The sequence below is a fragment of the Micromonospora sp. NPDC005237 genome (assembly GCF_040607775.1).
Lineage (GTDB): Bacteria > Actinomycetota > Actinomycetes > Mycobacteriales > Micromonosporaceae > Micromonospora.
This window is the reverse complement of record NZ_JBEXHJ010000004.1, coordinates 448,635-473,074: the sequence shown is the minus strand read 5'-3', so window position 1 is coordinate 473,074 and position 24,440 is coordinate 448,635. Positions and strand designations below refer to the sequence as shown.

At 71.8% G+C, this 24,440-nt stretch carries 22 protein-coding genes and 1 tRNA gene; 13 read left to right on the top strand and 10 right to left on the bottom strand.

The window, feature by feature from the left end:
- Positions 1 to 90 precede the first annotated feature (90 nt).
- The 4 genes from ABZT87_RS14655 to ABZT87_RS14640 all read left to right on the top strand — a co-directional run bounded on the left by ABZT87_RS14655 (position 91) and on the right by ABZT87_RS14640 (position 4,262).
- Positions 91 to 1,098: an ABC transporter permease gene (locus ABZT87_RS14655; RefSeq protein WP_354856450.1), complete on the top strand. Its 1,008-nt coding sequence runs from the start codon at positions 91 to 93 to the stop codon at positions 1,096 to 1,098.
- 65 nt (positions 1,099 to 1,163) lie between these two features.
- On the top strand, positions 1,164 to 2,123 hold the full coding sequence (locus ABZT87_RS14650; RefSeq protein ID WP_354856549.1) for an ABC transporter permease: 960 nt from the start codon (positions 1,164 to 1,166) through the stop codon (positions 2,121 to 2,123).
- 55 nt (positions 2,124 to 2,178) lie between these two features.
- Positions 2,179 to 3,165, top strand: coding sequence for an ABC transporter ATP-binding protein (locus ABZT87_RS14645; RefSeq protein WP_354856452.1), 987 nt, complete (start codon positions 2,179 to 2,181; stop codon positions 3,163 to 3,165).
- Complete coding sequence (locus ABZT87_RS14640; protein WP_354856455.1) at positions 3,162 to 4,262, top strand: oligopeptide/dipeptide ABC transporter ATP-binding protein; 1,101 nt, start codon at positions 3,162 to 3,164, stop codon at positions 4,260 to 4,262. Before ABZT87_RS14645 ends, ABZT87_RS14640 begins: the two co-directional genes overlap by 4 nt.
- Before the next feature lie 128 nt (positions 4,263 to 4,390).
- Here the strand turns inward: ABZT87_RS14640 and ABZT87_RS14635 are convergent, their stop codons facing one another.
- Positions 4,391 to 4,783 carry a hypothetical protein gene (locus ABZT87_RS14635; RefSeq protein WP_355135858.1) on the bottom strand — a complete coding sequence of 131 codons (393 nt, stop codon included), beginning with the start codon at positions 4,781 to 4,783 and terminating at the stop codon, positions 4,391 to 4,393.
- Entirely contained in the window at positions 4,783 to 5,424 is a 642-nt protein-coding gene (locus ABZT87_RS14630) for an HNH endonuclease family protein (protein ID WP_355135856.1), read from the bottom strand. The genes ABZT87_RS14635 and ABZT87_RS14630 overlap by 1 nt, the downstream gene beginning before the upstream one ends.
- A gap of 107 nt (positions 5,425 to 5,531) precedes the next feature.
- Here ABZT87_RS14630 and ABZT87_RS14625 point away from each other — a divergent pair, with 107 nt between their 5' ends.
- Positions 5,532 to 7,025: an MFS transporter gene (locus ABZT87_RS14625; protein WP_355135854.1), complete on the top strand. Its 1,494-nt coding sequence runs from the start codon at positions 5,532 to 5,534 to the stop codon at positions 7,023 to 7,025.
- 30 nt (positions 7,026 to 7,055) lie between these two features.
- On the opposite strand, the gene leuA is transcribed toward ABZT87_RS14625, so the two are convergent.
- Both leuA and ABZT87_RS14615 read right to left on the bottom strand, forming a co-directional pair.
- Complete coding sequence (gene leuA / locus ABZT87_RS14620) at positions 7,056 to 8,807, bottom strand: 2-isopropylmalate synthase (RefSeq protein WP_355135852.1); 1,752 nt, start codon at positions 8,805 to 8,807, stop codon at positions 7,056 to 7,058.
- 237 nt (positions 8,808 to 9,044) lie between these two features.
- Positions 9,045 to 10,316: an MFS transporter gene (locus ABZT87_RS14615; protein WP_355135850.1), complete on the bottom strand. Its 1,272-nt coding sequence runs from the start codon at positions 10,314 to 10,316 to the stop codon at positions 9,045 to 9,047.
- A 79-nt stretch (positions 10,317 to 10,395) separates the two neighbouring features.
- Between ABZT87_RS14615 and ABZT87_RS14610 the strand changes: the two genes are divergently transcribed.
- The gene (locus ABZT87_RS14610) at positions 10,396 to 11,394 is read left to right on the top strand and encodes an ArsR family transcriptional regulator (protein ID WP_355135848.1); all 999 of its coding nucleotides are present in this window, start codon (positions 10,396 to 10,398) and stop codon (positions 11,392 to 11,394) included.
- Here ABZT87_RS14610 and ABZT87_RS14605 read toward each other — a convergent pair whose 3' ends face one another.
- Positions 11,395 to 11,925 (bottom strand): nitroreductase family protein, encoded by a 531-nt coding sequence (locus ABZT87_RS14605; protein ID WP_354856475.1) that lies wholly within the window; start codon positions 11,923 to 11,925, stop codon positions 11,395 to 11,397. It lies immediately after the preceding gene.
- 84 nt (positions 11,926 to 12,009) lie between these two features.
- A complete protein-coding gene (locus tag ABZT87_RS14600; protein ID WP_355135846.1) occupies positions 12,010 to 12,795 on the bottom strand; it encodes a hypothetical protein in 786 nt (261 codons plus the stop codon).
- Between the two features lie 267 nt (positions 12,796 to 13,062).
- Here ABZT87_RS14600 and ABZT87_RS14595 point away from each other — a divergent pair, with 267 nt between their 5' ends.
- A complete protein-coding gene (locus ABZT87_RS14595) occupies positions 13,063 to 14,328 on the top strand; it encodes an aspartate kinase (RefSeq protein ID WP_354856481.1) in 1,266 nt (421 codons plus the stop codon).
- Positions 14,329 to 14,333: 5 nt separating this feature from the next.
- A complete protein-coding gene (locus tag ABZT87_RS14590; protein ID WP_354856484.1) occupies positions 14,334 to 15,395 on the top strand; it encodes an aspartate-semialdehyde dehydrogenase in 1,062 nt (353 codons plus the stop codon).
- 91 nt (positions 15,396 to 15,486) lie between these two features.
- Here the strand turns inward: ABZT87_RS14590 and ABZT87_RS14585 are convergent, their stop codons facing one another.
- Positions 15,487 to 16,908 carry a sensor domain-containing diguanylate cyclase gene (locus ABZT87_RS14585; RefSeq protein WP_355064871.1) on the bottom strand — a complete coding sequence of 474 codons (1,422 nt, stop codon included), beginning with the start codon at positions 16,906 to 16,908 and terminating at the stop codon, positions 15,487 to 15,489.
- Between the two features lie 168 nt (positions 16,909 to 17,076).
- On the opposite strand from ABZT87_RS14585, the gene ABZT87_RS14580 reads away from it, so the two are divergent.
- The 4 genes from ABZT87_RS14580 (at position 17,077) to ABZT87_RS14565 (ending at position 21,267) form a co-directional block, all read left to right on the top strand.
- Complete coding sequence (locus ABZT87_RS14580; protein ID WP_355135844.1) at positions 17,077 to 17,856, top strand: phosphodiesterase; 780 nt, start codon at positions 17,077 to 17,079, stop codon at positions 17,854 to 17,856.
- 11 nt (positions 17,857 to 17,867) lie between these two features.
- A complete protein-coding gene (locus ABZT87_RS14575; protein WP_354856493.1) occupies positions 17,868 to 18,524 on the top strand; it encodes a histone deacetylase in 657 nt (218 codons plus the stop codon).
- Positions 18,525 to 18,835: 311 nt separating this feature from the next.
- Positions 18,836 to 19,291 (top strand): lamin tail domain-containing protein, encoded by a 456-nt coding sequence (locus ABZT87_RS14570; protein ID WP_354856495.1) that lies wholly within the window; start codon positions 18,836 to 18,838, stop codon positions 19,289 to 19,291.
- A gap of 269 nt (positions 19,292 to 19,560) precedes the next feature.
- Positions 19,561 to 21,267, top strand: coding sequence for a bifunctional metallophosphatase/5'-nucleotidase (locus tag ABZT87_RS14565; RefSeq protein WP_354856497.1), 1,707 nt, complete (start codon positions 19,561 to 19,563; stop codon positions 21,265 to 21,267).
- Positions 21,268 to 21,372: 105 nt separating this feature from the next.
- Here ABZT87_RS14565 and ABZT87_RS14560 read toward each other — a convergent pair whose 3' ends face one another.
- Complete coding sequence (locus ABZT87_RS14560; RefSeq protein ID WP_354856500.1) at positions 21,373 to 22,650, bottom strand: MFS transporter; 1,278 nt, start codon at positions 22,648 to 22,650, stop codon at positions 21,373 to 21,375.
- A 129-nt stretch (positions 22,651 to 22,779) separates the two neighbouring features.
- Here ABZT87_RS14560 and ABZT87_RS14555 point away from each other — a divergent pair, with 129 nt between their 5' ends.
- Complete coding sequence (locus ABZT87_RS14555) at positions 22,780 to 23,253, top strand: hypothetical protein (protein ID WP_355135842.1); 474 nt, start codon at positions 22,780 to 22,782, stop codon at positions 23,251 to 23,253.
- Between the two features lie 101 nt (positions 23,254 to 23,354).
- Here the strand turns inward: ABZT87_RS14555 and ABZT87_RS14550 are convergent.
- A tRNA-Pro gene (locus ABZT87_RS14550) sits at positions 23,355 to 23,431 on the bottom strand.
- A gap of 112 nt (positions 23,432 to 23,543) precedes the next feature.
- Positions 23,544 to 24,437: a metallophosphoesterase gene (locus tag ABZT87_RS14545; RefSeq protein ID WP_354856508.1), complete on the bottom strand. Its 894-nt coding sequence runs from the start codon at positions 24,435 to 24,437 to the stop codon at positions 23,544 to 23,546.
- Positions 24,438 to 24,440 lie beyond the last annotated feature (3 nt).

Below are 24,440 nucleotides of genomic sequence, written 5' to 3'. Positions count from 1 at the left end.
GGCTGAGGCCGTAGGCGTGATCGGCCCGGGTCCGGGGTTCCTCCCGGCCCGGGCCGATCCGCGATTCATCGAGAGTCTGGTGTGTGAGAGATGTTGCGAGTCATAGTCCGCCGCCTGTTGCAGCTGGTGGTGACCCTCATAGCGCTGTCGGCGCTGATCTTCATCTGGCTGCGGAACCTGCCCGGTGGCCCGGTCGAGGCGCTGCTCGGCGAGCGGGCCACGCCCGAGCGCCGCGTGCTGCTGACCAAGGCGCTCGGCTACGACCAGCCGATCCTGGTGCAGTACGGCAAGTTCATGCAGCGAGTCGTCACCGGCGACTTCGGCAACTCGATCCGGACCGGTGACCCGGTCACCGAGGTCATCAGCCGCGCCTTCCCGGCCACCATCGAACTGGCCCTCGCCGCGATGATCATCGCGGTCGGACTCGGGGTGCCGCTCGGCTACCTCGCCGCTCGCTGGCGCGGACGATCGCTGGACAACCTCACCATCGCCGGCACCCTGCTCGGCATCTCCATCCCGATCTTCTTCCTGGGCTATCTGCTCAAGGACGTCTTCACCCAGAACATCCACTGGTTCCCGCCGTCCGGACGGCTCACCACGGGTCTGGACAACACCCACGTCACCGGCTTCTTCGTGCTCGACGGCCTGCTCACCCGGGAGTTCGACGCCAGCGCGGACGCGCTGTGGCACCTGATCCTGCCGGCGATCACGCTCGCCACCATCCCGCTGGCGGTGATCGTGCGGATCACCCGGGCCAGCGTGCTCGACGTCCTCAACGAGGACTACGTGCGGACCGCCGAGGCCAAGGGCCTGCGGCACCGCACCATCCGCGGCCGGCACATCCTGCGCAACGCGCTGCTCCCGGTGGTCACCACCATCGGCCTGCAGACCGGCGCGCTCCTCTCCGGCGCGGTGCTCACCGAGAAGGTCTACAACTGGGGTGGCATCGGCACGCTGATCACTGACTCGATCAGCGGCGGCCGGGACTACCCGGTGCTCCAGGCGATCATCCTGCTCGCGGCGCTGGTCTTCGTGGTGGTCAACCTGCTGGTCGACCTCTCCTACGCCTTCATCGACCCCAGGGTGCGTGTGCGATGAGTGACCCCATCACCCAGGCCGGAGCGCCGACGCCCCGCAGCGGGGACGACAAGCCCCGCCCCGGCATGAGCGAACGCAGCATCGGCGTGCTCGGCGACCGCAAGAAGGCACGACTGGACGAGTTGGCCCGCGCCAGCGCGTCCGACCGGGGCGGCATCAGCCTTGTCCGCGACGCCGTGCGCCGGCTGCGGCGCAACCCGGTCGCCATCGTCGGCGCCAGCATCGTCGGACTGTTCGTCCTGGTGGCGATCTTCGCCCCGCTCATCGCGCCGCACGACCCGGTGCAGCGCTTCGAGGAGCTCACGAAGAACCTCACCGTGGACAGCATCCCGGGCGCCAGCGGTGACTTCCCGCTCGGCTCCGACCCGCTCGGCCGGGACTTCCTGACCCGGATGATCTACGGGGCGCGGCAGACGCTGTTCGTGGGCGTGCTCGCCACCCTCATCGGTCTGGCTCTCGGTGTGCTGATCGGCGCGGTCGCCGGCGCCTTCGGCGGTTGGGTCGACGTCGTCCTGATGCGACTCACCGACGTGATGCTGGCCCTGCCGAGCCTGCTGCTCGCGATCACCCTGGTCGCGATGGCCAGCCGATCGAGCCAGTGGACGGTCATCTTCGCGGTGGCCATCGTCAACGTGCCGATCTTCGCCCGACTGCTGCGCGGCTCGATGCTTGCCCAGCGGGAGAGCGACCACGTGCTCGCCGCCCGCGCGCTCGGCGTCAAGGAGCGCAACATCGTGCTGCGGCACATGCTGCCCAACTCACTGACCGCCGTGATCGTGCAGGCCACCCTGACCTTCGCGGTGGCCATCCTGGACGCCGCGGCGCTCTCGTTCCTGGGCCTCGGCGACCCGGACATCAACCGGGCCGAGTGGGGCCTGATGCTCGGCGTGGACGGTCAGCGCTACTTCGAGGTCCGTCCGGAGCTGGCGTACTACCCGGCGCTCGCGATCATCGTGGTCGCGCTCGGCTTCACCCTGCTGGGTGAGGCGATGCGCGAGGCGATCGACCCGAAGAACCGGCGGTGACCGCGGTGCGCGCAATCAGCACGGCCGGCGTGAGCCGGCGAGAGGAAGTGACCCGATGAGCCTGCTCGACGTCCGTGACCTGAGCGTCGTGTTCCAGCGGCGGGGCGAGCGGCCCTTCACCGCCGTCGACAAGGTCAGCTTCACCGTGGAGCCGGGGCAGACCGTCGGCCTGGTCGGTGAGTCCGGCTGCGGCAAGAGCGTGACCAGCCTGGCCATCATGGGCCTGCTGCCCAAGCGGGGCAACAAGGTCACCGGGGAGGTGCTCTTCGAGGGCGCCGACCTGCTGAAGCTGCGACCGGACGACATGCGGGACCGGCGCGGCCGGGAGATCAGCATGATCTTCCAGGACCCGTTGTCGTCGCTGAACCCGGTCATCCCGATCGGCGTCCAGGTGGCCGAGGTGCTGGAACGCCACCAGGGCCGGGACCGCAAGCAGGCGCTGCGGGAGGCACGCGACCTGCTCGACGCCGTCGGGATTCCCGACCCGCAACGGCGACTCAGCGAGTACCCGCACCAGATCTCCGGCGGAATGCGCCAGCGCGCGCTGATCGCCATCGCCCTGGCCTGCAAGCCTCGACTGCTGATCGCCGACGAGCCGACCACCGCGCTCGACGTGACCATCCAGGCGCAGATCCTCACCCTGCTCAAGCAGTTGGTCGACGACACCGGCACCGCGCTCGTGATGATCACGCACGACCTGGGCGTGGTGGCCGGGCTCTGTGACACCGTCAACGTGCTCTACGGCGGCAAGGTCGTGGAGCGGGCCCGACGGCACGAGCTGTTCGCGCACGCCCGGCACCCGTACACCCACGGGTTGCTCAACTCGGTGCCGCGGCTGGACTCACCGCGCGGTGAGCGGCTGCACGCGATCCGCGGGTCGGTCTCCGACAACATTCCGTGGACCGAGGGGTGCGCGTTCGCCCCGCGGTGCGACAACGTCGTGGACGCGTGCCTGGAGGGGCCTCCGCCGCTCGAACCCACCGCCACCGGCGGCGACCTGCGCTGCAACAACCCCGTCTCCGAGGAGGTGGCGGCCCGATGACCGAAGAGACCACCCCGCTGATCGAGCTGCGCGACGTCAAGGTCCACTTTCCGATCAAGAGCGGTCTGCTCTTCGACCGGACCATCGGCTACGTCTACGCCGTCGACGGCGTGTCGCTGAGCATCCGCAAGGGCGAGACGTACGGCCTGGTCGGCGAGTCGGGCTGCGGCAAGTCGACGCTGGGCCGTGGCCTGCTCCGGCTCGTCGAGCCCACCGACGGCGAGATCGTCTTCGACGGCACCGACGTCCGCTCCCTCAAGGGCGAGGCGATGCGGCACGCCCGCCGCCGCATGCAGATGATCTTCCAGGATCCGCTCTCCAGCCTCGACCCTCGACAGTCGGTGGAGTCGCTGCTCGTGGAGGGCCTCAAGGCGCACGGGCTGGCCGGCGACAAGGCCGAGACGAACCGGCGGTTGCGCGAGACGCTGGAGGCGGTGGGCCTGCCCGCGTCGGCTCTCAGCAAGTACCCGCACGAGTTCTCCGGCGGCCAGCGCCAGCGGATCGGCATCGCCCGGGCCCTGGTGCTCAACCCGGACCTGATCGTCGCCGACGAGCCGGTCTCCGCACTGGACGTGTCGATCCAGGCGCAGGTGCTGAACCTGCTCGAGGATCTGCAGAACGAGCGGGGCTTGACGTACCTGATCATCGCGCACGACCTGGCGGTGGTCCGGCACATCGCCGACACGGTGGGCGTCATGTACCTGGGTGGTCTGGTGGAGGAGGCGTCCAGCGACGACCTCTACCGCGAGCCGATGCACCCGTACACCCGGGCGCTGATGTCCGCGGTGCCGGTGCCCGACCCGGTCGTCGAGGACCGTCGGGAGCGCATCCTGCTCGCCGGCGACCTACCCTCGCCCACCAACCCGCCGTCGGGCTGCCGGTTCCACACCCGGTGCCCGTGGGCGCAGCCGACCCGCTGTGCCAGCGAGCGGCCGGCGCTGCGTGACGTGGTCGGCGGGCACCGGGTGGCCTGCCACTTCGCCGAGGACATCGCCGCCGGCCGGATCCGGCCGCACGAGGTCGAGGTGGAGCTGGTGCGCCCGGCCGAGGGCACCGGCCCGCTCGACCCGCCGGGTGAGTTGATCCCGACGCCGTGACGACACAGTGAGGTGATCCGGCGCCGTGATGCCGCAGTGAGTTGATCCCGACGCCGTGACGAGACCGGGGGCCGTCCTGCCACAGGACGGCCCCCGGTCTCACGGGTCGACGGTGCCCGGGTGTGGCGTCAGCCCTCCGGGCGGTGCAGCAGGGCCACCGCCACGGCGTGCACCGCGTCCAGCCCCGCCGGGTCGGCGAGCGGCACCGAGCCGCCGGTCACCGCGTACCACTCGTCCGCGTCCTTGTACTGCACCCGCAGCGTGACCTTGCCGTCGGCGTACTCGGTGCGCAGGGTCAGCTCGCCGGTGACCACCCCGACCTCGTCGGTCATGACCCCGCCCGGACCGGGCACGATGTCGGCCGTGCGGCTCTGCGGGCCACCGGCGCCGTCGGAATCGGCGACCATGCCGGCCCCCGGCAAGGCGGCCGAGGGTTCGGCGCTGCCATCCGCCGTCATGCCCGCCGCGGCCGGGCCTGTGTCACCCTTCGCCTCGCCGCCTGTCACGGCTCCCTCGCTCATCAGCAGCCCTCCAGCATGTCGGTCAGGGCGGCCTTCTCGGCACTGGTCACCGTCAGCCGCCAGTGGTGCTTGACCGTCACCCAGTCTTTGGCGTATTGGCACCAGTACGACCGGTTCGCCGGTTTCCACTGGGACGGGTCCTGGTCACCCTTTGCCCGATTGGAGGACGCGGAAACCGCGAGGAGCTGCGGCCGGGTCGTGTCGTTGGCGAAGTCGCCGCGCTTCGCGTCGTCCCACTCGTCGGCGCCCGACCGCCACGCGTTGGCCAACGGCACCATGTGGTCGATGTCCACGTCGGAGGGATCGGTGGCGCTGCGACCGTCGTACGCGCTCTCCCAGCGACCGCCGACGACGTTGCAGCCGGACAGCTTCACGTCCTTGCCGTCGCGTTGCAGGATGCTGTCCCGCACGTCGCAGTTCTTACCCGTGTTCCGCCAGTGCGGAAAGCGGTCGCGGCTGTAGCCCTTCATCGAGCCGGCGTTGGCGACGGTCAGCTGGCCCAGCTGCTGCGCCGCGTTGCCGCCGTCCGTCGGTGGTGGCGGCGTTCCGGTCTCGTCCGGAGGGACGCAACCGGCTACGCCGAGCGCCAGCGCCGCGACGAGCGCGGTCACCGCCGCGCGCGGTCCTGATCTGGTACGCACAGACGACACCTCTCCAGCTTGCGGGCTCCCGGCGATTGCGCACAGTACCCGGGCATGGTTTCGGCGTTTCGTGGCGTCTCCCACATCGTGCAAGGCAGATTGGTGAGATGACCACAGCCGTACCGTCGCCCGCTCTGCGGATGGGCACCGCCGCCGGCCGGGGGACGCTGCTCGCCGCGGTGCTCGCCTCCGGCATGGTCTTCCTCGACAGCACCGTCGTCAACGTGGCGCTGCCGAAACTCGGCCAGGATCTCGGGGCCAACGTGGCCGATCTCCAGTGGACCGTGAACGGGTACCTGCTGATGCTGGCGGCGTTCGTGCTGCTCGGTGGGGCGCTCGGGGACCGCTTCGGCCGACGACGGGTCTTCCTGATCGGCGTGGCGTGGTTCACCCTGGCCTCGGTGCTGTGCGGGCTGTCCCAGGGCACCGGTTGGCTGATCGGGGCCCGGTTCCTCCAGGGCGCTGGCGGGGCGCTGCTCACCCCCGGCTCCCTGTCGGTGCTCCAGGCCAGCTTCCACCCGGACGACCGGGGGAAGGCGATCGGCGCCTGGGCCGGGTTGTCCGGTGTGTCCACCGCGCTGGGCCCGTTCCTCGGTGGCTGGCTGATCGACGCGCTGTCGTGGCGGTGGATCTTCTTCCTGAACCTGCCGATCGCCGTGCTGGTGGTGCTGGCCACCGCCCGCTGGGTGCCGGAGAGTCGCGACGAGAACGCCTCCCGGACGCAGGGGCCGGGCCGGACCCGACGCCGGTTCGACGTGGCCGGGGCGCTGCTCGGCGCGCTGGCGCTCGCCGGCGTCACGTACGCCCTGATCGACGCGCCCGCGCGGGGCTTCACCTCGGCGTCGGTGCTGATCTCCGCGCTGGCCGGGGTGGTGGCCGCGGTGGCCTTCGTCCTGCTGGAACGGCGGCGCGGCGACACGGCGATGCTGCCCACCGGGCTGTTCGGCAGCCGGCTCTTCTCCGTCCTGAACATCTTCACCGTGGTGGTCTACGCGGCGCTCAACGGCTTCACCTTCTTCTTCGCCGTCTACCTGCAGAACGTGGTCGAGTGGTCGGCCTTCCGCACCGGGATCTCGCTGCTGCCGATGACGGTGCTGCTGCTCATCGGGTCGGCCCGGGCGGGCGCGCTGTCGGCGCGGATCGGCCCCCGGCTGCCGCTGACCGTCGGGCCGGTGGTGGCCGCCGCCGGTCTGCTGCTGCTGCGCGGCGTCGGCCCGGGCGCGTCGTACTGGACCGACGTGCTGCCCGGGGTGCTGCTCTTCGGCCTCGGGCTGACCCTGGTGGTGGCGCCGCTGACCGCGTCGGTGCTCGCCGCGGTCGAGGACCGGTTCTCCGGGGTGGCCAGCGGCTTCAACAACGCCGCGTCCCGAGCGGGCGGTCTGCTCGCGGTGGCCGCGCTGCCGCTGCTGGTCGGCCTCTCCGGCGGCGGGTACGAGCAGAAGACCGAGCTGACCGACGCGTTCCGGGGAGCGCTCGCCTGGTGTGCGGGGCTGCTGCTGGCCGGAGCGGTGCTGGCTCTCGTGCTGGTGCACCGACCGCCCCGGGCGGCCCCGCCGTCGCAGCCCTGCCACTCGATGCCCGCCGCCACACCCCCGAGGTAGCGAACCACCTCGGGGGCGCGGCGCGTGCGATCAGCCGCGCGCGCGGTTGACGGCGCTGGTGACCGCCTTGATCGACGCGGTGACGATGTTGGCGTCGGTGCCGACACCCCAGACCGTCCGACCGTCCACCTCGCACTCCACATAGGCGGCGGCCTGCGCGTCCCCACCGGAGGACAGCGCGTGCTCGTGGTAGTCGAGCACCCGGACGCCCACCCCGACCGACTGGAGCGCGTTGACGTACGCGTCGATCGGGCCGTTGCCGACCGCGGTGAGCGACCGTTGCTCGCCGCCCACGCCGACCTGTGCCTCGATCTCGACCTTGCCGTCGGCGGTGCCGATCGTGTAGCCGGCGAACCGGACCGCCGGGTCGGGCTGGTGGTCGAGCAGGTAGTGCGTCGCGAAGATCTCCCACATGGCGCGCGGGTCGACCTCGCCGCCGTCGTGGTCGGTGACCTGCTGCACGACCCCGGAGAACTCGATCTGGAGCCGGCGGGGCAGGTCCAGCTGGTGCTCGCTCTTCATGATGTACGCGACGCCGCCCTTGCCGGACTGCGAGTTGACCCGGATGACTGCCTCGTAGGTGCGGCCCAGGTCCTTCGGGTCGATCGGCAGGTACGGCACCGCCCAGGTGTGCTCGTCCATCGGCACGCCGGCCGCCTTCGCGTCGGCGGCGAGGGCGTCGAAGCCCTTCTTGATGGCGTCCTGGTGGGAGCCGGAGAACGCGGTGTAGACCAGGTCGCCCGCGTACGGGTGGCGCTCGTGCACCGGGAGCTGGTTGCAGTACTCGACGGCCCGCCGGATCTCGTCGATGTTCGAAAAGTCGATCATCGGGTCGATGCCCTGGGAGAAGAGGTTGAGCCCCAACGTCACCAGGTCGACGTTGCCGGTGCGCTCGCCGTTGCCGAACAGGCAGCCCTCGATCCGGTCCGCGCCGGCCAGCAGGCCCAGCTCGGCGGCGGCGACCCCGGTGCCCCGGTCGTTGTGCGGGTGCAGGCTCAGCACCACGCTGTCCCGGCGCGGCAGGTGCCGGTGCATCCACTCGATCGAGTCGGCGTACACGTTCGGGGTGGCCATCTCGACGGTGGCCGGCAGGTTGATGATCAGCGGCCGGTCCGGCGTCGGGTCGATCACGTCGATCACCCGGGAGCAGACCTCCAGCGCGTACTCCAGCTCGGTGCCCGTGTACGACTCCGGCGAGTACTCGTAGAAGATCTCGGTGTCCGGGGTGTGGATCTCCGCGTACTTCTGGCAGAGCCGCGCACCGCTGGTGGCGATGTCGGCGATGCCGTCCTTGTCCAGGCCGAAGACCACCCGCCGCTGGAGGGTGGAGGTCGAGTTGTAGAAGTGCACGATGGCCCGCTTCGCGCCGCGCAGCGACTCGAACGTCCGGTCGATCAGGTGCTCCCGGCACTGGGTGAGCACCTGGATGGTGACGTCGTCCGGGATCATGTCCTGCTCGATGAGCTGCCGGACGAAGTCGAAGTCGGTCTGGCTGGCCGACGGGAAGCCGACCTCGATCTCCTTGTAGCCCATCTGGACCAGCAGCTGGAACATCCGCCGCTTGCGCTCGGGCGACATCGGGTCGATCAGCGCCTGGTTGCCGTCCCGGAGATCCACCGCGCACCAGCGCGGGGCGGCCTCGATGGTGCGGGTGGGCCAGGTGCGATCCGGCAGGTCGATCCGGAACTGCTCCCGGTAGGGCTGGTAGCGGTGGTACGGCATCCGGCTGGGGCGCTGCCGGGCGATCGGATCGGTCTCGGCGTCGGTGACAGGTTGAGCCATCTCAGAGTGCTCCCTGGAACATGTGGCGTCAGCAGATCGGAAGGTGTCGGCGAGGTGCCGGGCGACGGTGCGCGGCGGTGCCGAGAGGAAACTCAGATGTGCTGGACGGCGCGATGCGACTCCGCGACGAGGTGCCGGCCGGTCAGGCCCCGTCGCGGCGGCTAAGGAGAAGAAGCGCCCGCCACATGACCAGGTCACCCTACGTGATGGAACCGGGGGTGGAAAGGCCGGTCCGGACTATGGGACCGGCGTCATGGTCTGCTCCTGGACCTCGGCACCCAGCCTCGGCGTCCGTCCGGCCCAGGCCACGGCGGGCACGATCGCCGCTCCGACCAGCACGAAGATCGCTGCCGTCGGTAACCAACCCCAGCCGCCGGTGGTCACGCCGAGCGCGGTCAGCCCCGCGGGGGCGATCAGGTACTGCACCTGCTCGCCGAGCCGCAGCGCCCCCACGTACGCGCCGCGCTGGTCGTCCGGCGGGAGGGTGGCGGTGAGCCCCCAGGCGCCCGCCGACTGGATCAGCTCGGCCAGGATCAGCAGCGTCGCGGCGGCCACCAGCACCACGACGGTGAGCGGGCCCCGGGTGACCCCGGAGATCGGCAGGACCAGGCAGGCCAGGGCGATGAGCAGGGCACCCCGTCGAGAGGCCCGGGCCGCGCCGGCGGCGGTGTCGGCACCCCGGCTGACGCGTACCTGGAGCAGCACGATCAGGACCGTGTTGAGCAGCACCAGGGCGGCGATCACCGTCTTCGGGGCGTCGGTGTGGGTGAGGATCCACAGCGGCATCACCGTCAGGTAGAGCACCCCGTGCGCGGTGAGCAGCCCGGACAGCAGGGACACCACCATGAACGGCCGGTCCCGCAGCACGGCGAGCCGACCCATCGGCTCCACCGGCCGGGCCACCTGCGGCAGCCGGGGCAGTCGTCGTACGAACAGGGCCGTCACCAGGATCACCGCCGCGATGAACCAGACCATCGCGCGGTACGCCTCGATCGTGTCCACCGCCAGCACCAGGCCGCTGATCACCGCGCCCAGCCCGAATCCGACGTTCAGCGACGAGCGCTGGTACGCCATCGCGGTGACCCGTTCGGCCGGCGGAAGCGCGTTGATCGAGTAGACCTGCCGGGCCACGCCTGTCGACGCGTCCACCGCCGCCAGCGCCACCACGACGGCGAGGAAGCTCGCGAAGCCGCCCACGAACGGGTACGACGCGAAGAGCGCCGCGTCCAGCACGAGCCCGACGATCCAGACCCGCTGCGGTCCGTACCGGTCGGTGAGCCCGCCCAGCGGCACCGTGCCCAGCAGCGACACCCCCGCCGCGATGGACAGGCCCAGACCGACCTGCGCGGCGCTGAGCCCGAGTGCCCGGGTGAAGAAGACGGCGCTGCCGGCGTGGAACAGGCCGCTGCCGACGGCGTAGACCATGGCCTGCACGGCCAGCGCGCGGGTCAGCCCGGCCGGCGGTACGACGTTGTGGACAGCGGTGCGGATGGTTTCTCTGGCCCCCATGGCCGAGAAGTGAACCGGGACCGAATAGATCGGTCGAGCCTTTTAGGCTGGACCGAATCCTGCTCCCGGGGGAGGGCGCGTGTCCGAGTTGCGGTTCAGCCTGGCCGACGTCGCGAGAGTGCGGCTCGCCGTGTCGCCGGTCAACGAGACGGTCATGAGCATGTGGGCGCTGGCCAGCCCGATCCGCTACCCGGTGCACCTGCCCTGGATCGACCGGGCCCGGGTGACCCTGCGCCGTCCCGAGGTCGCCGCCCGGGTCCGACCGCTGAAGGAGCTGACCTGGCGGGGTTGCCCGTTGCCCGACTTCCTCACCCCGGCGGCCCGCCCGAACGTGGAGGTGACCGAGCAGCTCGACCAGATCGCGGCGACGCCGTCGGCCGTGGTGGTCCAGGATCTGCTGTCGACGACCGGGCGCCGGCCGCTCAGTCCGTTCGGGCGGGCGCTGCTCGCCGACCCCCGGGGGCTGCTGCCGCAGCTCGTCGACGCGGTGCGGGTCTGGTACGACGAGGCGATCGCCCCGGACTGGCCGCGCATGCGCGCGCTGCTCGACGCCGACGTGGCGTACCGGGCCGCCCAGCTCGCCGAGAACGGCGCCGGTCGCTTCTTCGAGCAGCTCCACCCGAGCCTGCGCTGGCTCGGCGACCGGGTGGTCAGCGACGACCCGTTCGAGCGGGACTTCGACCTGCGGGACCGTGGGTTGGCGCTGAACCCGACGGTGTTCAGCGAACGCCGGGTGCTGTGGAACCTGCTGGAGGACTCGTTGCCGGCCGCCGCGTACCCGGTCCGGGCGGTCGGGACGCTCTGGGAGACGAGCGCGCCACCGCCCGGCGACCCGCTGGCACGGGTGATCGGCCCCGGTCGCGCCGCGCTGCTGCACCTGCTCGACACGGCCACCACCACCACCGACCTGGCCCGGCTCACCGGGATGTCGGCCGGAAACGTCTCGCAGCACCTGGCCGCGTTGCACGCCGCCGGCCTGGTCGGCCGGTCCCGACAGGGTCGGCATGTGCTCTACCGCAACACCGACGCCGCGGGGGTTCTGCTGCGGGCCAGCGGGGCGGCTGACCCGATCAGGTGATCAGGCGAGCAGCAGGTCGGCGACCGGCCGGCGGTGCCGCAGGCCGGTCTCCCGGGCGCGCAGCTCGGCCGGGAGGGCGAACGGATCTCCGAGCCGACCGACGGCGGCGACCACAAGCGGCCGGACGCCGCCGGGCAGGTCGAGTTCGGTGGCGAGGCCGGCCCGGTCGAAGCGGACGAGCTGGCGGACGTGCAGACCGAGCGCGGTGGCCTGCAGCGTCAGGTGGGCGATCGCCTGACCGAGGTCGTACGCGGCCCGCTCGGCGTCGCCGCCGGTGTGCGCGCCGACCACCAGGGTCGCGGCGTGCCGGGCCCAGCCCTGGTCGTCGGCGGGAAGGTTGATCAGGATCCGTTTCCAGTTCTGGTCGTCCCGGTGGCCGAGGGCGAACCGCCAGGGCTGCCCGTTGTCCGCCGACGGCGCCCACCGCGCGGCCTCCAGCAGCGAGGCCGCCTCGTCCGAGGTCAGGGTGGCGCTCGGGTCGAAGGCCCGAGGGCTCCAGCGGAAGGCGAGCAGCGGGGTCAGGTCAGCCATGCCGAGAATCGTCCTGTATGGGTGATTCGCCACTCAACATGGGCCTACGGGATGTGGGCAAAAGCACCCGTAACGGGATGAAGATCAGGACGTTCCCGCGCTCGGGCTGAGTGTCGGATCGGGCGTCGGAGGGGCCGCCGTGTCGAGGGGTTCCGCGTCCACCACCGGCCCGGCGAGCTGCACGGTGGCGGGCGCCGGGCCGGGCGGGGCCGCCAGCCGCAGCGTGCCGGCGTCGGTCCGGACGCCTGTCGGCGTGCCGTCGGTGTCGTAGCAGTAGATGCCGACGTCCAACGGCGCGTTCAGCGAGGCGGAGGTGGAGTCGACCGAGTAGCAGGTGCCGGTCAGCCCCTTGGGCGTGGCGGCCAGGGCCACCGCGAGCGGCGCGCGCCGGTCGGTCAGCACGTCCAGCCAGTCGGTGAGCGGATGCTGGATCCGGGGGTCCAGCCGGCGCGGGAGGGCGTCGTCACGTTCGCCGAGGCGTACGCAGCGCGCCGGCTCCGGGTGACCGGTCGAGGGCAGCGCGCACTGGAACAGCCCGTCGCCGGTCGCGGCCAGCGAGACGTCGGCGGTGCCACCCAGCGCCCCGCCCGGCACGTCGACCCGCCAACTGCCGTCGTTCGCGCTGGTGAACACGATGCTGCGGTCCGGTTGGCCGGTCCGGGTGAACACGTAGCGCGCCACCAGGTGGCGATCCTGTGCGGCGGCGGCCAGGGCGGCCAGCTCGTCCCGGGTGGCGTCCACCTCGACCGGGCCGGGGTCGGCTGGCGGCGGAGGCGGAGGCCGCTCGCTGGTGCAGGAGACCAGGACTGCCGGCAGGGCGAACACGAGCGGCCCGAGCACGCGGCCGGCCGAGCGAAAGAGGACGGGCACCGGCCCATTCTGGTGGGTGCGGGCCAGGCGCGGGCAGCGGCGGGCAGCCGTCCGCCCCGGCGTGTCGGGCGCGGCCTTTCGGCGTACCGCCCGAACTCGCGGACCTGGCCGCCCGCGTTGCCCGCACGGCCGCGCGGGCCGGATCGTGGGATCACCCGACCCGCCGCCGTGGCCCGCCCGATACCCTCATGGGGTCTGACACGCGCCGCCGGCCCCGGTTCCGGCGGCGTCGGCACGCTCAGGGTCACTGGGAGGGAGTGCACCGTCGTGGCACTCGTGGTGCAGAAGTACGGCGGGTCCTCCGTCGCCAACGCCGAGCGGATCAAGCGGGTGGCCGAGCGCATCGTCGCCGCCCGCAAGGCCGGCGACGACGTGGTGGTGGTGGTCTCCGCGATGGGGGACACCACCGACGAGCTGCTCGACCTGGCCAACCAGGTCAGCCCGCTGCCGCCGGGCCGCGAGCTGGACATGCTGCTCACCGCCGGGGAGCGGATCTCCATGGCCCTGCTGGCCATGGCCATCCACAACCTGGGGTACGAGGCCCGCTCGTTCACCGGCTCGCAGGCCGGTGTGATCACCACCTCGGTGCACGGCCGGGCGCGGATCATCGATGTCACCCCGGGGCGGCTCAAGGGCGCGCTCGACGAGGGCTCGGTGGTCATCGTGGCCGGTTTCCAGGGCGTCTCGCAGGACACCAAGGACGTCACCACGCTGGGCCGCGGCGGCTCGGACACCACGGCTGTCGCGCTCGCCGCCGCGCTGCACGCCGACGTCTGCGAGATCTACACCGACGTGGACGGCATCTTCACCGCCGACCCGCGGATCGTTCCCAACGCCCGGCACATCAAGGACATCACCTACGAGGAGATGCTGGAGCTGGCCGCGTGCGGCGCGAAGGTGCTGCACCTGCGTAGCGTGGAGTACGCCCGCCGGGCGGGGTTGCCGATCCACGTCCGTTCGTCATACTCGACCAACACCGGCACGATGGTCACCGGATCGATGGAGGACCTTTCCGTGGAGCAGGCACTGATCACCGGGGTCGCGCACGACCGCAGCGAGGCCAAGATCACGATCGTCGGGGTGCCCGACGAGCCGGGTGCCGCCGCGCGGATCTTCGACACCGTCGCGGGCGCCGAGATCAACATCGACATGATCGTGCAGAACGTCTCCACCGAGGGCACCGGCCGTACGGACATCTCGTTCACGCTGCCCAAGGCCGACGGCCCGACCGCGATGGCCGCGCTCAGCAAGATCCAGGAGCCGGTCAAGTTCAAGGGCCTGCTCTACGACGACCACGTCGGCAAGGTCTCCCTGATCGGCGCCGGCATGCGCTCGCACCCCGGCGTGGCCGCCGGCTTCTTCGCCGCGCTCGGCGCTGCCGGGGTCAACATCGAGATGATCTCCACCTCCGAGATCCGCGTCTCCGTCGTCTGCCGGGACACCGACCTCGACGCCGCGGTCCGCGCCATCCACGATCAGTTCGAGCTGGGCGGCGACACCGAAGCCGTGGTCTACGCCGGGACGGGTAGGTAGCGCCGATGACGGCGCTGCCCACCCTCGCCGTGGTCGGAGCGACAGGTGCCGTCGGCACCGTGATGTGTGAGTTGCTCAGCGGACGTCGCAACGTCTGGGGTGAGATCCGGCTTCTCGCCTCCGAGCGTTCGGTCGGGAAGCGGGTGCGCTGCCGGGGCGAGGAGCTCGTCGTCCAGGCGCTGACCCCGGAGGCGTTCGACGGGGTCGACGTGGCGATGTTCGACGTGCCCGACGAGGTCTCCGCCGAGTGGGCGCCCATCGCCGTCGCCCGTGGCGCGATCGCGGTGGACAACTCCGGCGCCTTCCGGATGGACCGGGACGTCCCGCTGGTCGTTCCGGAGATCAATCCCGAGCAGGTCCGCAACCGGCCCCGGGGCATCATCGCGAACGCCAACTGCACCACCCTCGCGATGATCGTCGCGGTCGCGCCCCTGCACCGCGAGTACGGTCTGCGGGAGCTGGTGCTCGCCTCCTACCAGGCGGTCTCCGGCGCCGGTCAGGCCGGCGTGGACATCCTGCACGACCAGCTCGCCAAGGTCGCCGGGGATCGCGCGCTCGGCTCGCGCACCGGCGACGTCCGCCAGGCGGTCGGCGACGACCTGGGCCCGTTCCCGGCGCCGCTGGCGCTCAACGTGGTGCCCTGGGCCGGCTCGTCGGCCGACGGCGGCTGGTCGTCGGAGGAGATGAAGATCCGCAACGAGTCGCGGAAGATCCTCGGCCTGCCCGACCTCAAGGTCAGCGCCACCTGCGTGCGCGTGCCGGTGGTGACCGGCCACTCGGTGGCCGTGCACGCGGTCTTCGCCACCGAGGTCGACGCGGAGGGCGCCCGCGAGGCGCTGCGCAACGCCCCCGGCGTGATCCTGGTCGACGACCCCGCCGCCGGTGAGTTCCCGATGCCGATCGACGCGGTCGGCACCGACCCGTCGTGGGTCGGCCGGATCCGCCGCGCCCTGGACGATCCGCGCGCCCTCGACTTCTTCGTCACCGGCGACAACCTCCGCAAAGGCGCGGCCCTCAACACCGCCCAGATCGCCGAACTCCTCGCCAAGGAACTCCGCACCGCCTGACCCCCCGCGCGGCGATCTCGCGGTGTCTGCGCCGGCACAAGGGATCAGAGCGACAAGACGACGACCGGAAGCGCAGGATCGGCGGGAGGGTTCACGCCGCGGCCAGGTGGACTCCGTCGCGGCCCTGGCGCTTCACCGCGTAGAGGGCCTGGTCGGCTCTTCGCAGGGTGCCATCGGGGGATTCGCCGGGGCGGGGCAACGCGACGCCCACGCTGATCGTGCGACCGGTCCGTCGAGCCGCCTCGGTCAACCGCTCGGCGATCCGGACCGCCTCCTCCGGACGGCTCACCTCGATCACCGCGACGAACTCGTCGCCGCCGATCCGGTACAGCTCGTCGCCGTGCCGCAACGCCCCCTCCAGCGCGCGGGCCAACCCGACCAGCACCTGGTCGCCGGCCTGATGGCCGTACGTGTCGTTGACCGTCTTGAAGCCGTCCACGTCGATCGCCAGCAGAGCCGTACGCCCCGGGGTGGCCGCCGCGATCCGCTGCCCGAACGGGCCGGTGTGCCGCAGCCCCGTCAGCGGGTCCGAGCTGGCCTGCTCCCGCAGCCGGGCGAGCGTACGCAGCCGGTCCAGGCTGGTCCACACCTGCCCGGCGAGCAGCTCCATCAGGCTGACCGTGGTCGGGTCCGGCCGCAGCGCCCGCTCGTCGGCGACGAGCAGCGCCCCACCCGCGCCCGGCGGACCCACCGGAACGGCGATCAGCGTGCGTACCCCGGCCCGGGTCAGCGGCCGGTAGTCCTCGGTCGGCGGGTGCCCCGCCTCGCCCAGCGTGTACCCGGCGCCGTACCGGTGCGCCCGCTCGATCATCCGGCCGAGAGCCTCCGGCCCCGCCTCGGCCAACTCCGCCCGGATGCGGGTCTCCAACTCGCACCCGGCCAGCGGCGGCGGCCCGAGCTGGGCGCCCTCCGGGCCGCCGGTCAGCAGCACCGCGGTGGAGAGGGTGGACACCTCCCGGGCGGCGGAGGTCGCCGCGCCGATCACGGCCTCCTCGGTCGGCGCGGCGGAGAGCGCGGCGGCGTGCCGGAGCAGCTTCTCGCTCCGGCTCTCTGACGGAGGGCCGCCCACTGCGGCGATGCGGGCGCCGAGTCGGGCCGCCAGCCGCTGCGCGGTCTCCCGCCACGGCTCCAGGTCGACAGGCCCACTCCACTGCAGGTCCAGTACGCCGATCACCCGGCCCGCCGGGTCGCGCACCGGCACGCACAGCTCAGCTGTCACGTCCGGGCGTACCGGAAGGTAGTCCGGGTCGGCGGTGACGTCCGGGACCACCGCCGCGACGTCTGTGGCGTACACCCGGCCGACGATCCCGGTGCGCGCCGGGACGGTCGCGAAGACCTGCCACGCGCCGGTCGCCGCCACGCAGCGCAGCCGGTCGTGGGCCTCGAGCAGCACCGAGATGGTGGCCGGGGTGTGGCGCGACAGCGCGGCGACCGTCCGCCGACAGGCCTCCGGCGCGGTCGACGCCATCGACAGGCGGACGGTGACGTCACGGATGACTCGCTGATGATCCACTCGCACGTCGTTCCAGGTAGGGGAGGGTCTGCGCGATCAAGCGTACCCACGCTGAGGGAACCCTCCGGGCTTCGTACACATGTGCTATCCACAGGCTGTGGACGCAGCCTGTGGGAAGAGGCGGCGGGCGATAGCGTGGAACTCCCGTCGCCGAGGAGGCGAGCACTCATGCTCATCGCCCAGCTCAGTGATCCGCACGTGACCACCGGCCTGCTCGCCGCCGAGCCCGCCGCCGGGCTGCACCGGGCGCTCGGCCGGGTGCTGGCCCTGCGCCCGCGACCCGACTGCGTGGTCATCACCGGCGACCTGGTCGACCACGGCCGACCCGACGAGTACGCCGCGCTGCGCGACCTGATCGGCCGGTTCCCGCTTCCGGTGTACCTGGCCGCCGGCAACCACGACGACCGGGAGTCGCTGCTCGACGCGTTCGGCGGCACGCCCTGGCTCGGCGGCGGGTTCTCCGCCTACTACCACGTCGACCACGAGGCGGCGACAGTCGTCGTGCTCGACTCGCTCACCCCCGGCAGCGGCGGCGGCAACCTGGGCGAGGAGCAGCTCGGCTGGCTCGACGGCGTGCTCTCCGGTAGGCCCGACGTGCCCGCCGCGATCTTCCTGCACCACCCGCCGGTCGCGGTCGGCATCCCGGCGGCGGACACCATCCGGCTCGCCGACGGGCCCGCGCTGGCCGAGGTGGTCGGCCGGCACCGGCACGTCGTGCGGGTCGCCGCCGGGCACCTGCACCGCACGGTCACCGTGGGGTACGCGGGCACGGTGCTCACCGTGGCGCCCAGCACCTGGAAGCAGAGCACCCTCACGATGGCCACGGACGGGGTGATCGGCTGGGTCGCCGAGCCGACCGCCTTCCTGCTGCACCGCATCGAGCCCGACGGCTGCGTGACCCACGTCGTGCAGGTCAGCCACTCGGCCGGCCAGACCTGCGGCTTCTGATCGCAGCGCCCATGCCCGGCACCGTCTGGTACGTCGCGTACGGCTCGAACATGCACGCCGCCCGGCTGGCCTGGTACATCGTCGGCGGCTGCCCGCCCGGCGGCCGGCGGACGTACCCGGGTTGCCGCGACCCCCGCCCACCGAGCCGGTCGGCGCCGGTGTGGCTGCCCGGCGGGATCTACTTCGCCGGCGAGTCCGGCGCGTGGACCGGCGGGATGGCGTTCTATGACCCGCAGCTGCCGGGCGAGGCCGCCGCACGGGCCTACCTGGTCACCATCGAGCAGTTCACCGACATCGCCGCTCAGGAGATGTACCGCCCGACCGGCGACACCGCCGACCTCGTCCCGGCGGCCGGCGCGGCAGTCGACACCGCCGTCGCCGAGGGGCGGGCGACGCTCGGCCCCGGCCGCTACGAGACCCTGATCTGCCCCGGCCTGCGCGCCGGCGTCCCGCTGCTCACCTTCACCGCCCCCGAGCCGGCGTCGGCCGTGCGGTGCCGGCCACCGGCACCGGCCTACCTGCGCATGATCGCCCGAGGGCTGCACGAGTCACACGGCTGGGCCGCCGAGCGGATCGCCGACTACCTGGCACAGCGCCCCGGAGTCGCGGACGGCTGGCCCCTCGACGCGGTGACGACTCTGGTCCGCGACGCGCTCACCACCGGCTGACCGGCCAAGCCCGGCTTCCGCCCGGATCGGCGGCGATGATCCACCGGCCGGATCGACCGACGAGATCATCGGACCGGATGGACGGGCCGGTGAGAGTCCGGACGCGTCCGAAGGTCGACCGGTCCGAACTGCCGGGCAGCGTCGCCGCGCACCGACCGGCGCACCACGCTCCACCGCCCGGATCGAGTTGGCGACGCGTCCTCCTCGCTGGCCACGCCCGCCCCGTCCCGCCGCTAGCGTCAGCGCTCCACGTCACACGTGGAACGACTGCGTCGGCGTTCGTCGGCCGGCGCACGGAGTGAGGAGACGGAATGACGAAGAAGATGATCGGTCTCGCGCTCGCGCTCGCCGGGACGCTCGCTGCCACGCTGGCCACCGCCGGACCGGCGCAGGCCGCGACTCCGTCGGTGCAGATCACCAAGGTCTACTACAACTCGCCCGGCAGCGACAACCGCTCGAATTCCAGCCTGAACGCGGAGTACGTCCGCCTCACCAACCGGCGGTCGAGCACCATCAACCTGAAGTCCTGGACGCTGCGGGACAAGGCGCGCCATGTCTACACCTTCAGTGGCGACGTCCGCCTCGCCGCCGGAGCGAGTGTCTACATCCACACTGGAAAGGGCAAGAACACGTCGACCCACCGCTACTGGGGATCCGGCGCGTACATCTGGAACAACACCGGCGACAGCGCGTACCTGCGCGACTCGGCCGGGAAGCAGATCGACTCCTGCTCCTGGGGCAGCAAGGGCAGTTACACCTCCTGCTGAGCAAGCGGACGCCGCCGGTCGACCGCCGGCGGCGTTCGCCGCGGACGTCGATCGACGAGATGTGGTCGGTGACCGATGGTGGACCAATCGGTGTATTCGCAGCTCTGCTGTGCTGCTCGGCTCGACCTGTGAGCGTCCGGATGAGAGGCTGGCCGGGCGGGCGACGCCCCAACCGCCCGCAAGCGTGATCGATCCTTCCGACGGCGTCGACGGCGGCCGCTCGACCCACAGGCCGGCCACCGCACGCGCCGATTCTCACGAGGAGTTCCATGTCCATACCCGGGATGCGTCGGGCCGCTGTCGGCCTGACCGCGCTCGCGGTGGCAGCGCTCGGCGCGGTCGCCACCACCCCCGAGCAGGCCGACGCGCGACCGAAGCCGGTCGACGTCACCCTGCTGGCGCTCAACGACTTCCACGGCAACCTCGAACCCCCGAGCGGCTCCAGCGGCACCATCGCCGGGCAGACCGCCGGAGGCGTCGAATACCTCGCGACCCACCTGGCCGAGCTGCGCGCCGCCGCCAAGAAGAAGAACACCATCACCGTCGCCGCCGGTGACCTGATCGGCGCGTCCCCCCTGCTCTCCGCCGCGTTCCACGACGAACCGACCATCGAGGCGCTGAGCATGGCCGGGCTGGACTACGCCAGCGTCGGCAACCACGAGTTCGACGAGGGCGCCGCCGAGCTGCTGCGGATCCAGAACGGCGGCTGCCACCCGGTCGACGGCTGCGCCGACGGCACCCCGTACCGGGGCGCCGGCTTCCAGTACCTGTCCGCCAACGCCTTCAAGACCGCCACCGGCAAGCCGCTCATGGCGCCGTACGCGATCCACAAGGTGCAGGGCGTCAAGGTCGGCTTCATCGGGATGACCCTGGAGGGCACCCCGCAGATCGTCAGCCAGCAGGGCGTCGCGGGCCTCACCTTCGCCGACGAGGCGGAGACCGCCAACCGGTACGCCCGCGAGCTGCGCCGCAAGGGCGTGGAGACGATCGTCGTGCTGCTGCACGAGGGTGGCGCCCAGGCGGCGACCGGTGGCATCAACGACTGCGTCGGCATGACCGGGCCCATCGTGGACATCGCCAACCGGATGGACCCGTCGATCGACGTGGTCGTCAGCGGCCACACCCACCAGGCGTACAACTGCAACATCAACGGCAAGCTGGTCACCAGCGCCAGCTCGTTCGGCCGCCTGGTCACCGACATCGACCTGAAGATCGACCGCCGCTCCGGGGACGTGCTCTCGGCCTCCGCGAACAACGTCGTGGTCACCCGCGACGTCGCCAAGGACCCGAAGCAGACCGCCCTGATCGACAAGTACAAGACGGTGCTCGGCCCGGTCGCCGGCCGCCAGGTCGGCGAGACCACCACCGCGATCACCAAAACCCAGGAAACCCTCTTCGGTACGACCCTGGGCGAGTCGCCACTGGGCAACCTGATCGCCGACGCGCAGCTCGCCGCCACCGATGACGAGCAGAATGCGGTCGCCGCCTTCATGAACCCGGGTGGGGTCCGGGCCGACCTCAACGCCGGCCCGGTCACCTACGAGGAGGCGTTCACGGTACAGCCGTTCGCCAACAACCTGGTGACGCTCGACCTGACCGGTGCGCAGCTCTACTGCGTACTGGAACAGCAGTTCGTCACCGGCCGGACGCTGTACCCGTCGTCGACCGTCGGCTACGTGGTCGACCCGGCCGGCACCACCGGCACCGTCGCCGACCCGTGCGCCGGCACCCGCGTGGTCCGGGGCAGCCTCACCATCGGCGGCACCGCCGTCGACACCGCCGCCACCTACCGGGTGACGGTGAACAACTTCCTGGCCGGTGGCGGCGACGGCTTCAGCGCCCTCACCGCCGGGACCAACCAGGTCACCGGCCAGATCGACCTGGACGCGTTCGTGGCGTACCTGACCGCGAAGTCGCCGGTCTCCGCCCCGACGCTCGACCGCATCCGCACCACCGCCGAGGTCCCCGCCGCCTGACGGCGTACCCCGCAACGATCGGGCCCCGGAGCACCCGCTCCGGGGCCCGACCCGTCCCCGGGCACCGGCCGCTGCTGCAAGGGACGCGGGACGCGGGACGGGTCGTCAGACGGGGGTGGGTGCCGGGGCGGGCGTGGTGATCGTCGGGCGGCCGTCCTGGTCGACGGTGAGCAGTCGGCGCAGCGAGAGCGCGATGAGCGAGGCGATCAGGCAGCCGCCGACCACCACCGCGACCCAGACCATGCCGTTGGCCGCGCCGATGAGTGGGCCGGCGGTCACCGGGCCGATCACACCGCTGATCCCGAAGATCATCGAACTCATGGCGTTGTACCGGCCGCGCAGCTCGTCGGTGGCGAGCGCGTTGGTCAGCGCCGGCATCACCGGCGACAGCAACGTCTCGCCGAGGCCGAAGATCGCCGAGCAGGCCACCACGCACAGGGCAGCCACCAGGGCGTTGCCGGTGCTGATCACACCGGCGACGCCGAGGACCAGCCAGGCGACGGCGAACACCGCCCCGACCACGGCGAGCGCGCCGGTGCGGCTGCGCCCCTCGATCCGGCGGATCACCAGCAGTTGGGCGAGCACGATCATCACGGTGTTGGCCGCGAGCGCCCAAGCCACCACCCGGGGGTTCACCTCGGCGACGCGCACGGCGTACGCGGCGAAGCCGACCTCGACCTGGGCGTACCCGCAGGTGGTGAGGACCAGACCGAAGATCACGAGCCGGCGGAACGGACGGTCCCGGAGCACGGTCAGGTATCCGCCGCTCGATGGCCCGTCGCCAGCGGATCGGTGGCCGAGTCGGTGGCCGACGCCGGGCAGGGTCAACAGGATCAGGGCCGGCATCAGGTAGCTGACCGCATCCAGCAGGTAGATCGTCTGGAAGGTGCCGGGCCGCGCCGTGTCGACGATCGCGCCGGACGTCATGCCGCCGATGCCGATGCCGAGGTTGAGCAGCGCGAAGTTCAGCCCGAAGACCCGTTGCCGCTCACCGTCGTCGGTGAGCGAGGCGAGGATGGTGTTCTGCCCGGACCAGATCGCCGAGCTGCCGACGGCGATCACGGTCATCACGAGCAGGGCCGAGCCGGTCGAGTGGACCAGCGCCAGCGAACCGGTGCCGATCGCCTCGATCACGAAGCACGGCACCACCACCCGGCGCGCGCCGAACCGGTCGATAAGCGTCCCGCCCAGCGGCGACAACGCCAGGGTGACGACGCCGTACCAGCCGATCACCAGACCGGCGCGGGTGTCGGTGAGCCCGCGCACGTCGGTGAGGTAGATGAACAGGAACGGCAGGGTCAGGCCCCGCCCGATCGCCGACAGCAGGGTGCCGAGGAGCATCCGGCGGGCTTCCGGACGACGGGGCAGGGATCGACGCAGCATGTCCGGCATTCTGTTCGGTGGGTGTGACGCCCCGCGAACCGTTTTGCAGCGGCGACGCTGTTCCCGGGCCGCCGGGTGACCAACCCCACGGTGATCGTCGGTGTCCGCCGGGTCTGCGATGCTGGCCCGATGACCGGCACCTGGCGACACCTGCCCGCTACCGCCCGCGCCATCGCGGTGACCGCCACAGCGGCCGTCGCCGCCGCCCAGGCGCGCGACAACCAGGCGTACGACGAGGCGGTCGCCGATCTCGCGGCTGACGACCGGTCCGGTCTGGTGCTCGGAACGGTGGTTCGGCTCCTGCTGGAGGAGGGCCACCCGGAAGGGCTGGCCGGCGACGACATCCGCCAGGTGCTGACCCGCTGCGTGCAGAACGCGATGCGGTGGCGTCGCGATGTCGATCCGCACGTGGTGCTCGTCCTGCTCGCCGGAGCGCTCGGGGTGTACGACCCCGAGGGCGACGAGTCGCGGCCGGACGCGCCCGCCCAGGCCCGCCATGCCCCGCTACTCGTGGCCGACCTGTTGACGGTGACGGGCGTGCCGTTGAACGACTATCTGGCCGCCGCGTTCACCGAGATCGAGCGCACCGAACGGCAGGACTGACAGCACGCGTGCGATGGTGGCCCGCCCGATACCGTGGGCGGGCACCTTCGCCGGCAAACAACAGAGGGCACATCCATGGATCGGATGTGCCCTCTTACCTCTGGTCGGGGTGGCCGGATTCGAACCGACGACCTCTTCGTCCCGAACGAAGCGCGCTACCAAGCTGCGCCACACCCCGAGGCGTGCCGACAAATAGTAGCCCACCCGCTCCGATGGTCAAACTCGGTACCCCGCCCCTCGACACCACCATCGGCGATGTCAGCCGAGCCCGGGAGGCGGGGCACGACAGGTCAGCGGGGGATGAGGGTCAGGATGCTCGCCTCCGGGGGGCAGGCGAAGCGGATCGGTGCGGTCGGGTGGGTGCCGAGGCCGGCGGAGACGTGCAGCCAGGAGTCCGACCCCGGCCACCGGTGCAGCCCACGTGCCATCGAGCGGGGCAGGCCGCAGTTGGTCACCAGCGCGCCGTACCCCGGGACGCAGACCTGTCCGCCGTGGGTGTGCCCGGCCAGCAGCAGGCCGAAGCCGTCGGCGGCCATCTGGTCGAGGACCCGTGGCTCGGGGGAGTGTGTCAGCGCGATGGACAGGTCGGCCGAGGACGAGACGGCGCCGGCCACCGCCGGGTAGTCGTCCCGGTCGATGTGGGGGTCGTCCACGCCGACCAGGTCGAGCTGCCGGCCACCGGCCTTGAGGGTGGTCCGGGCGTTGTTGAGGTCCGCCCAGCCGGCGCCGGTGAACACCTGGCGCAACTCCTCGTAGGGCAGGTCGACGCCCTCGGTGTACTCCCGGTCGGGCAGGAAGTAGGTGAACGGGTTCTTCAGCACCGGCCCGGTGTAGTCGTTGGAGCCGAACACGAACGCGCCCGGGTAGTCCAGCAGCGGTTGCAGCGCCCGCAGCACGCCCGGCACCGCGCCCGGGTGCGCCATGTTGTCGCCGGTCACCACGACCAGGTCCGGGTCGAGGGCGGCCAGCGACGCCACCCAGCGCTGCTTGCGCGCCTGGTCGGGCATCATGTGCAGGTCCGACAGGTGCAGCACGCGCAGCGGCTCCGCGTCGGACGGCAGCACCGGCACGTCGTACCGCCGGAGGGTGAACATGTTGCGCTCGACGAGCGACGCGTACGCGAGGGTGGTCGCGCCGACCGCGGCGGTTCCGGCGGCGAGGCGGAATAGTGTGCGCTTTCGCATGAC

Excerpts from the sequence above, each read along its gene's own strand:
- ABZT87_RS14655 (WP_354856450.1), top strand. The coding sequence starts at position 91 with ATGTTGCGAGTCATAGTCCGCCGCCTGTTGCAGCTGGTGGTGACCCTC.
- ABZT87_RS14650 (WP_354856549.1), top strand. The coding sequence starts at position 1,164 with ATGAGCGAACGCAGCATCGGCGTGCTCGGCGACCGCAAGAAGGCACGA.
- ABZT87_RS14645 (WP_354856452.1), top strand. The coding sequence starts at position 2,179 with ATGAGCCTGCTCGACGTCCGTGACCTGAGCGTCGTGTTCCAGCGGCGG.
- ABZT87_RS14640 (WP_354856455.1), top strand. The coding sequence starts at position 3,162 with ATGACCGAAGAGACCACCCCGCTGATCGAGCTGCGCGACGTCAAGGTC.
- ABZT87_RS14635 (WP_355135858.1), bottom strand. The coding sequence starts at position 4,783 with ATGAGCGAGGGAGCCGTGACAGGCGGCGAGGCGAAGGGTGACACAGGC.
- ABZT87_RS14625 (WP_355135854.1), top strand. The coding sequence starts at position 5,532 with ATGACCACAGCCGTACCGTCGCCCGCTCTGCGGATGGGCACCGCCGCC.
- leuA (WP_355135852.1), bottom strand. The coding sequence starts at position 8,807 with ATGGCTCAACCTGTCACCGACGCCGAGACCGATCCGATCGCCCGGCAG.
- ABZT87_RS14615 (WP_355135850.1), bottom strand. The coding sequence starts at position 10,316 with ATGGGGGCCAGAGAAACCATCCGCACCGCTGTCCACAACGTCGTACCG.
- ABZT87_RS14605 (WP_354856475.1), bottom strand. The coding sequence starts at position 11,925 with ATGGCTGACCTGACCCCGCTGCTCGCCTTCCGCTGGAGCCCTCGGGCC.
- ABZT87_RS14590 (WP_354856484.1), top strand. The coding sequence starts at position 14,334 with ATGACGGCGCTGCCCACCCTCGCCGTGGTCGGAGCGACAGGTGCCGTC.
- ABZT87_RS14580 (WP_355135844.1), top strand. The coding sequence starts at position 17,077 with ATGCTCATCGCCCAGCTCAGTGATCCGCACGTGACCACCGGCCTGCTC.
- ABZT87_RS14575 (WP_354856493.1), top strand. The coding sequence starts at position 17,868 with ATGCCCGGCACCGTCTGGTACGTCGCGTACGGCTCGAACATGCACGCC.
- ABZT87_RS14570 (WP_354856495.1), top strand. The coding sequence starts at position 18,836 with ATGACGAAGAAGATGATCGGTCTCGCGCTCGCGCTCGCCGGGACGCTC.
- ABZT87_RS14565 (WP_354856497.1), top strand. The coding sequence starts at position 19,561 with ATGTCCATACCCGGGATGCGTCGGGCCGCTGTCGGCCTGACCGCGCTC.
- ABZT87_RS14560 (WP_354856500.1), bottom strand. The coding sequence starts at position 22,650 with ATGCTGCGTCGATCCCTGCCCCGTCGTCCGGAAGCCCGCCGGATGCTC.
- ABZT87_RS14555 (WP_355135842.1), top strand. The coding sequence starts at position 22,780 with ATGACCGGCACCTGGCGACACCTGCCCGCTACCGCCCGCGCCATCGCG.
- ABZT87_RS14545 (WP_354856508.1), bottom strand. The coding sequence starts at position 24,437 with ATGCGAAAGCGCACACTATTCCGCCTCGCCGCCGGAACCGCCGCGGTC.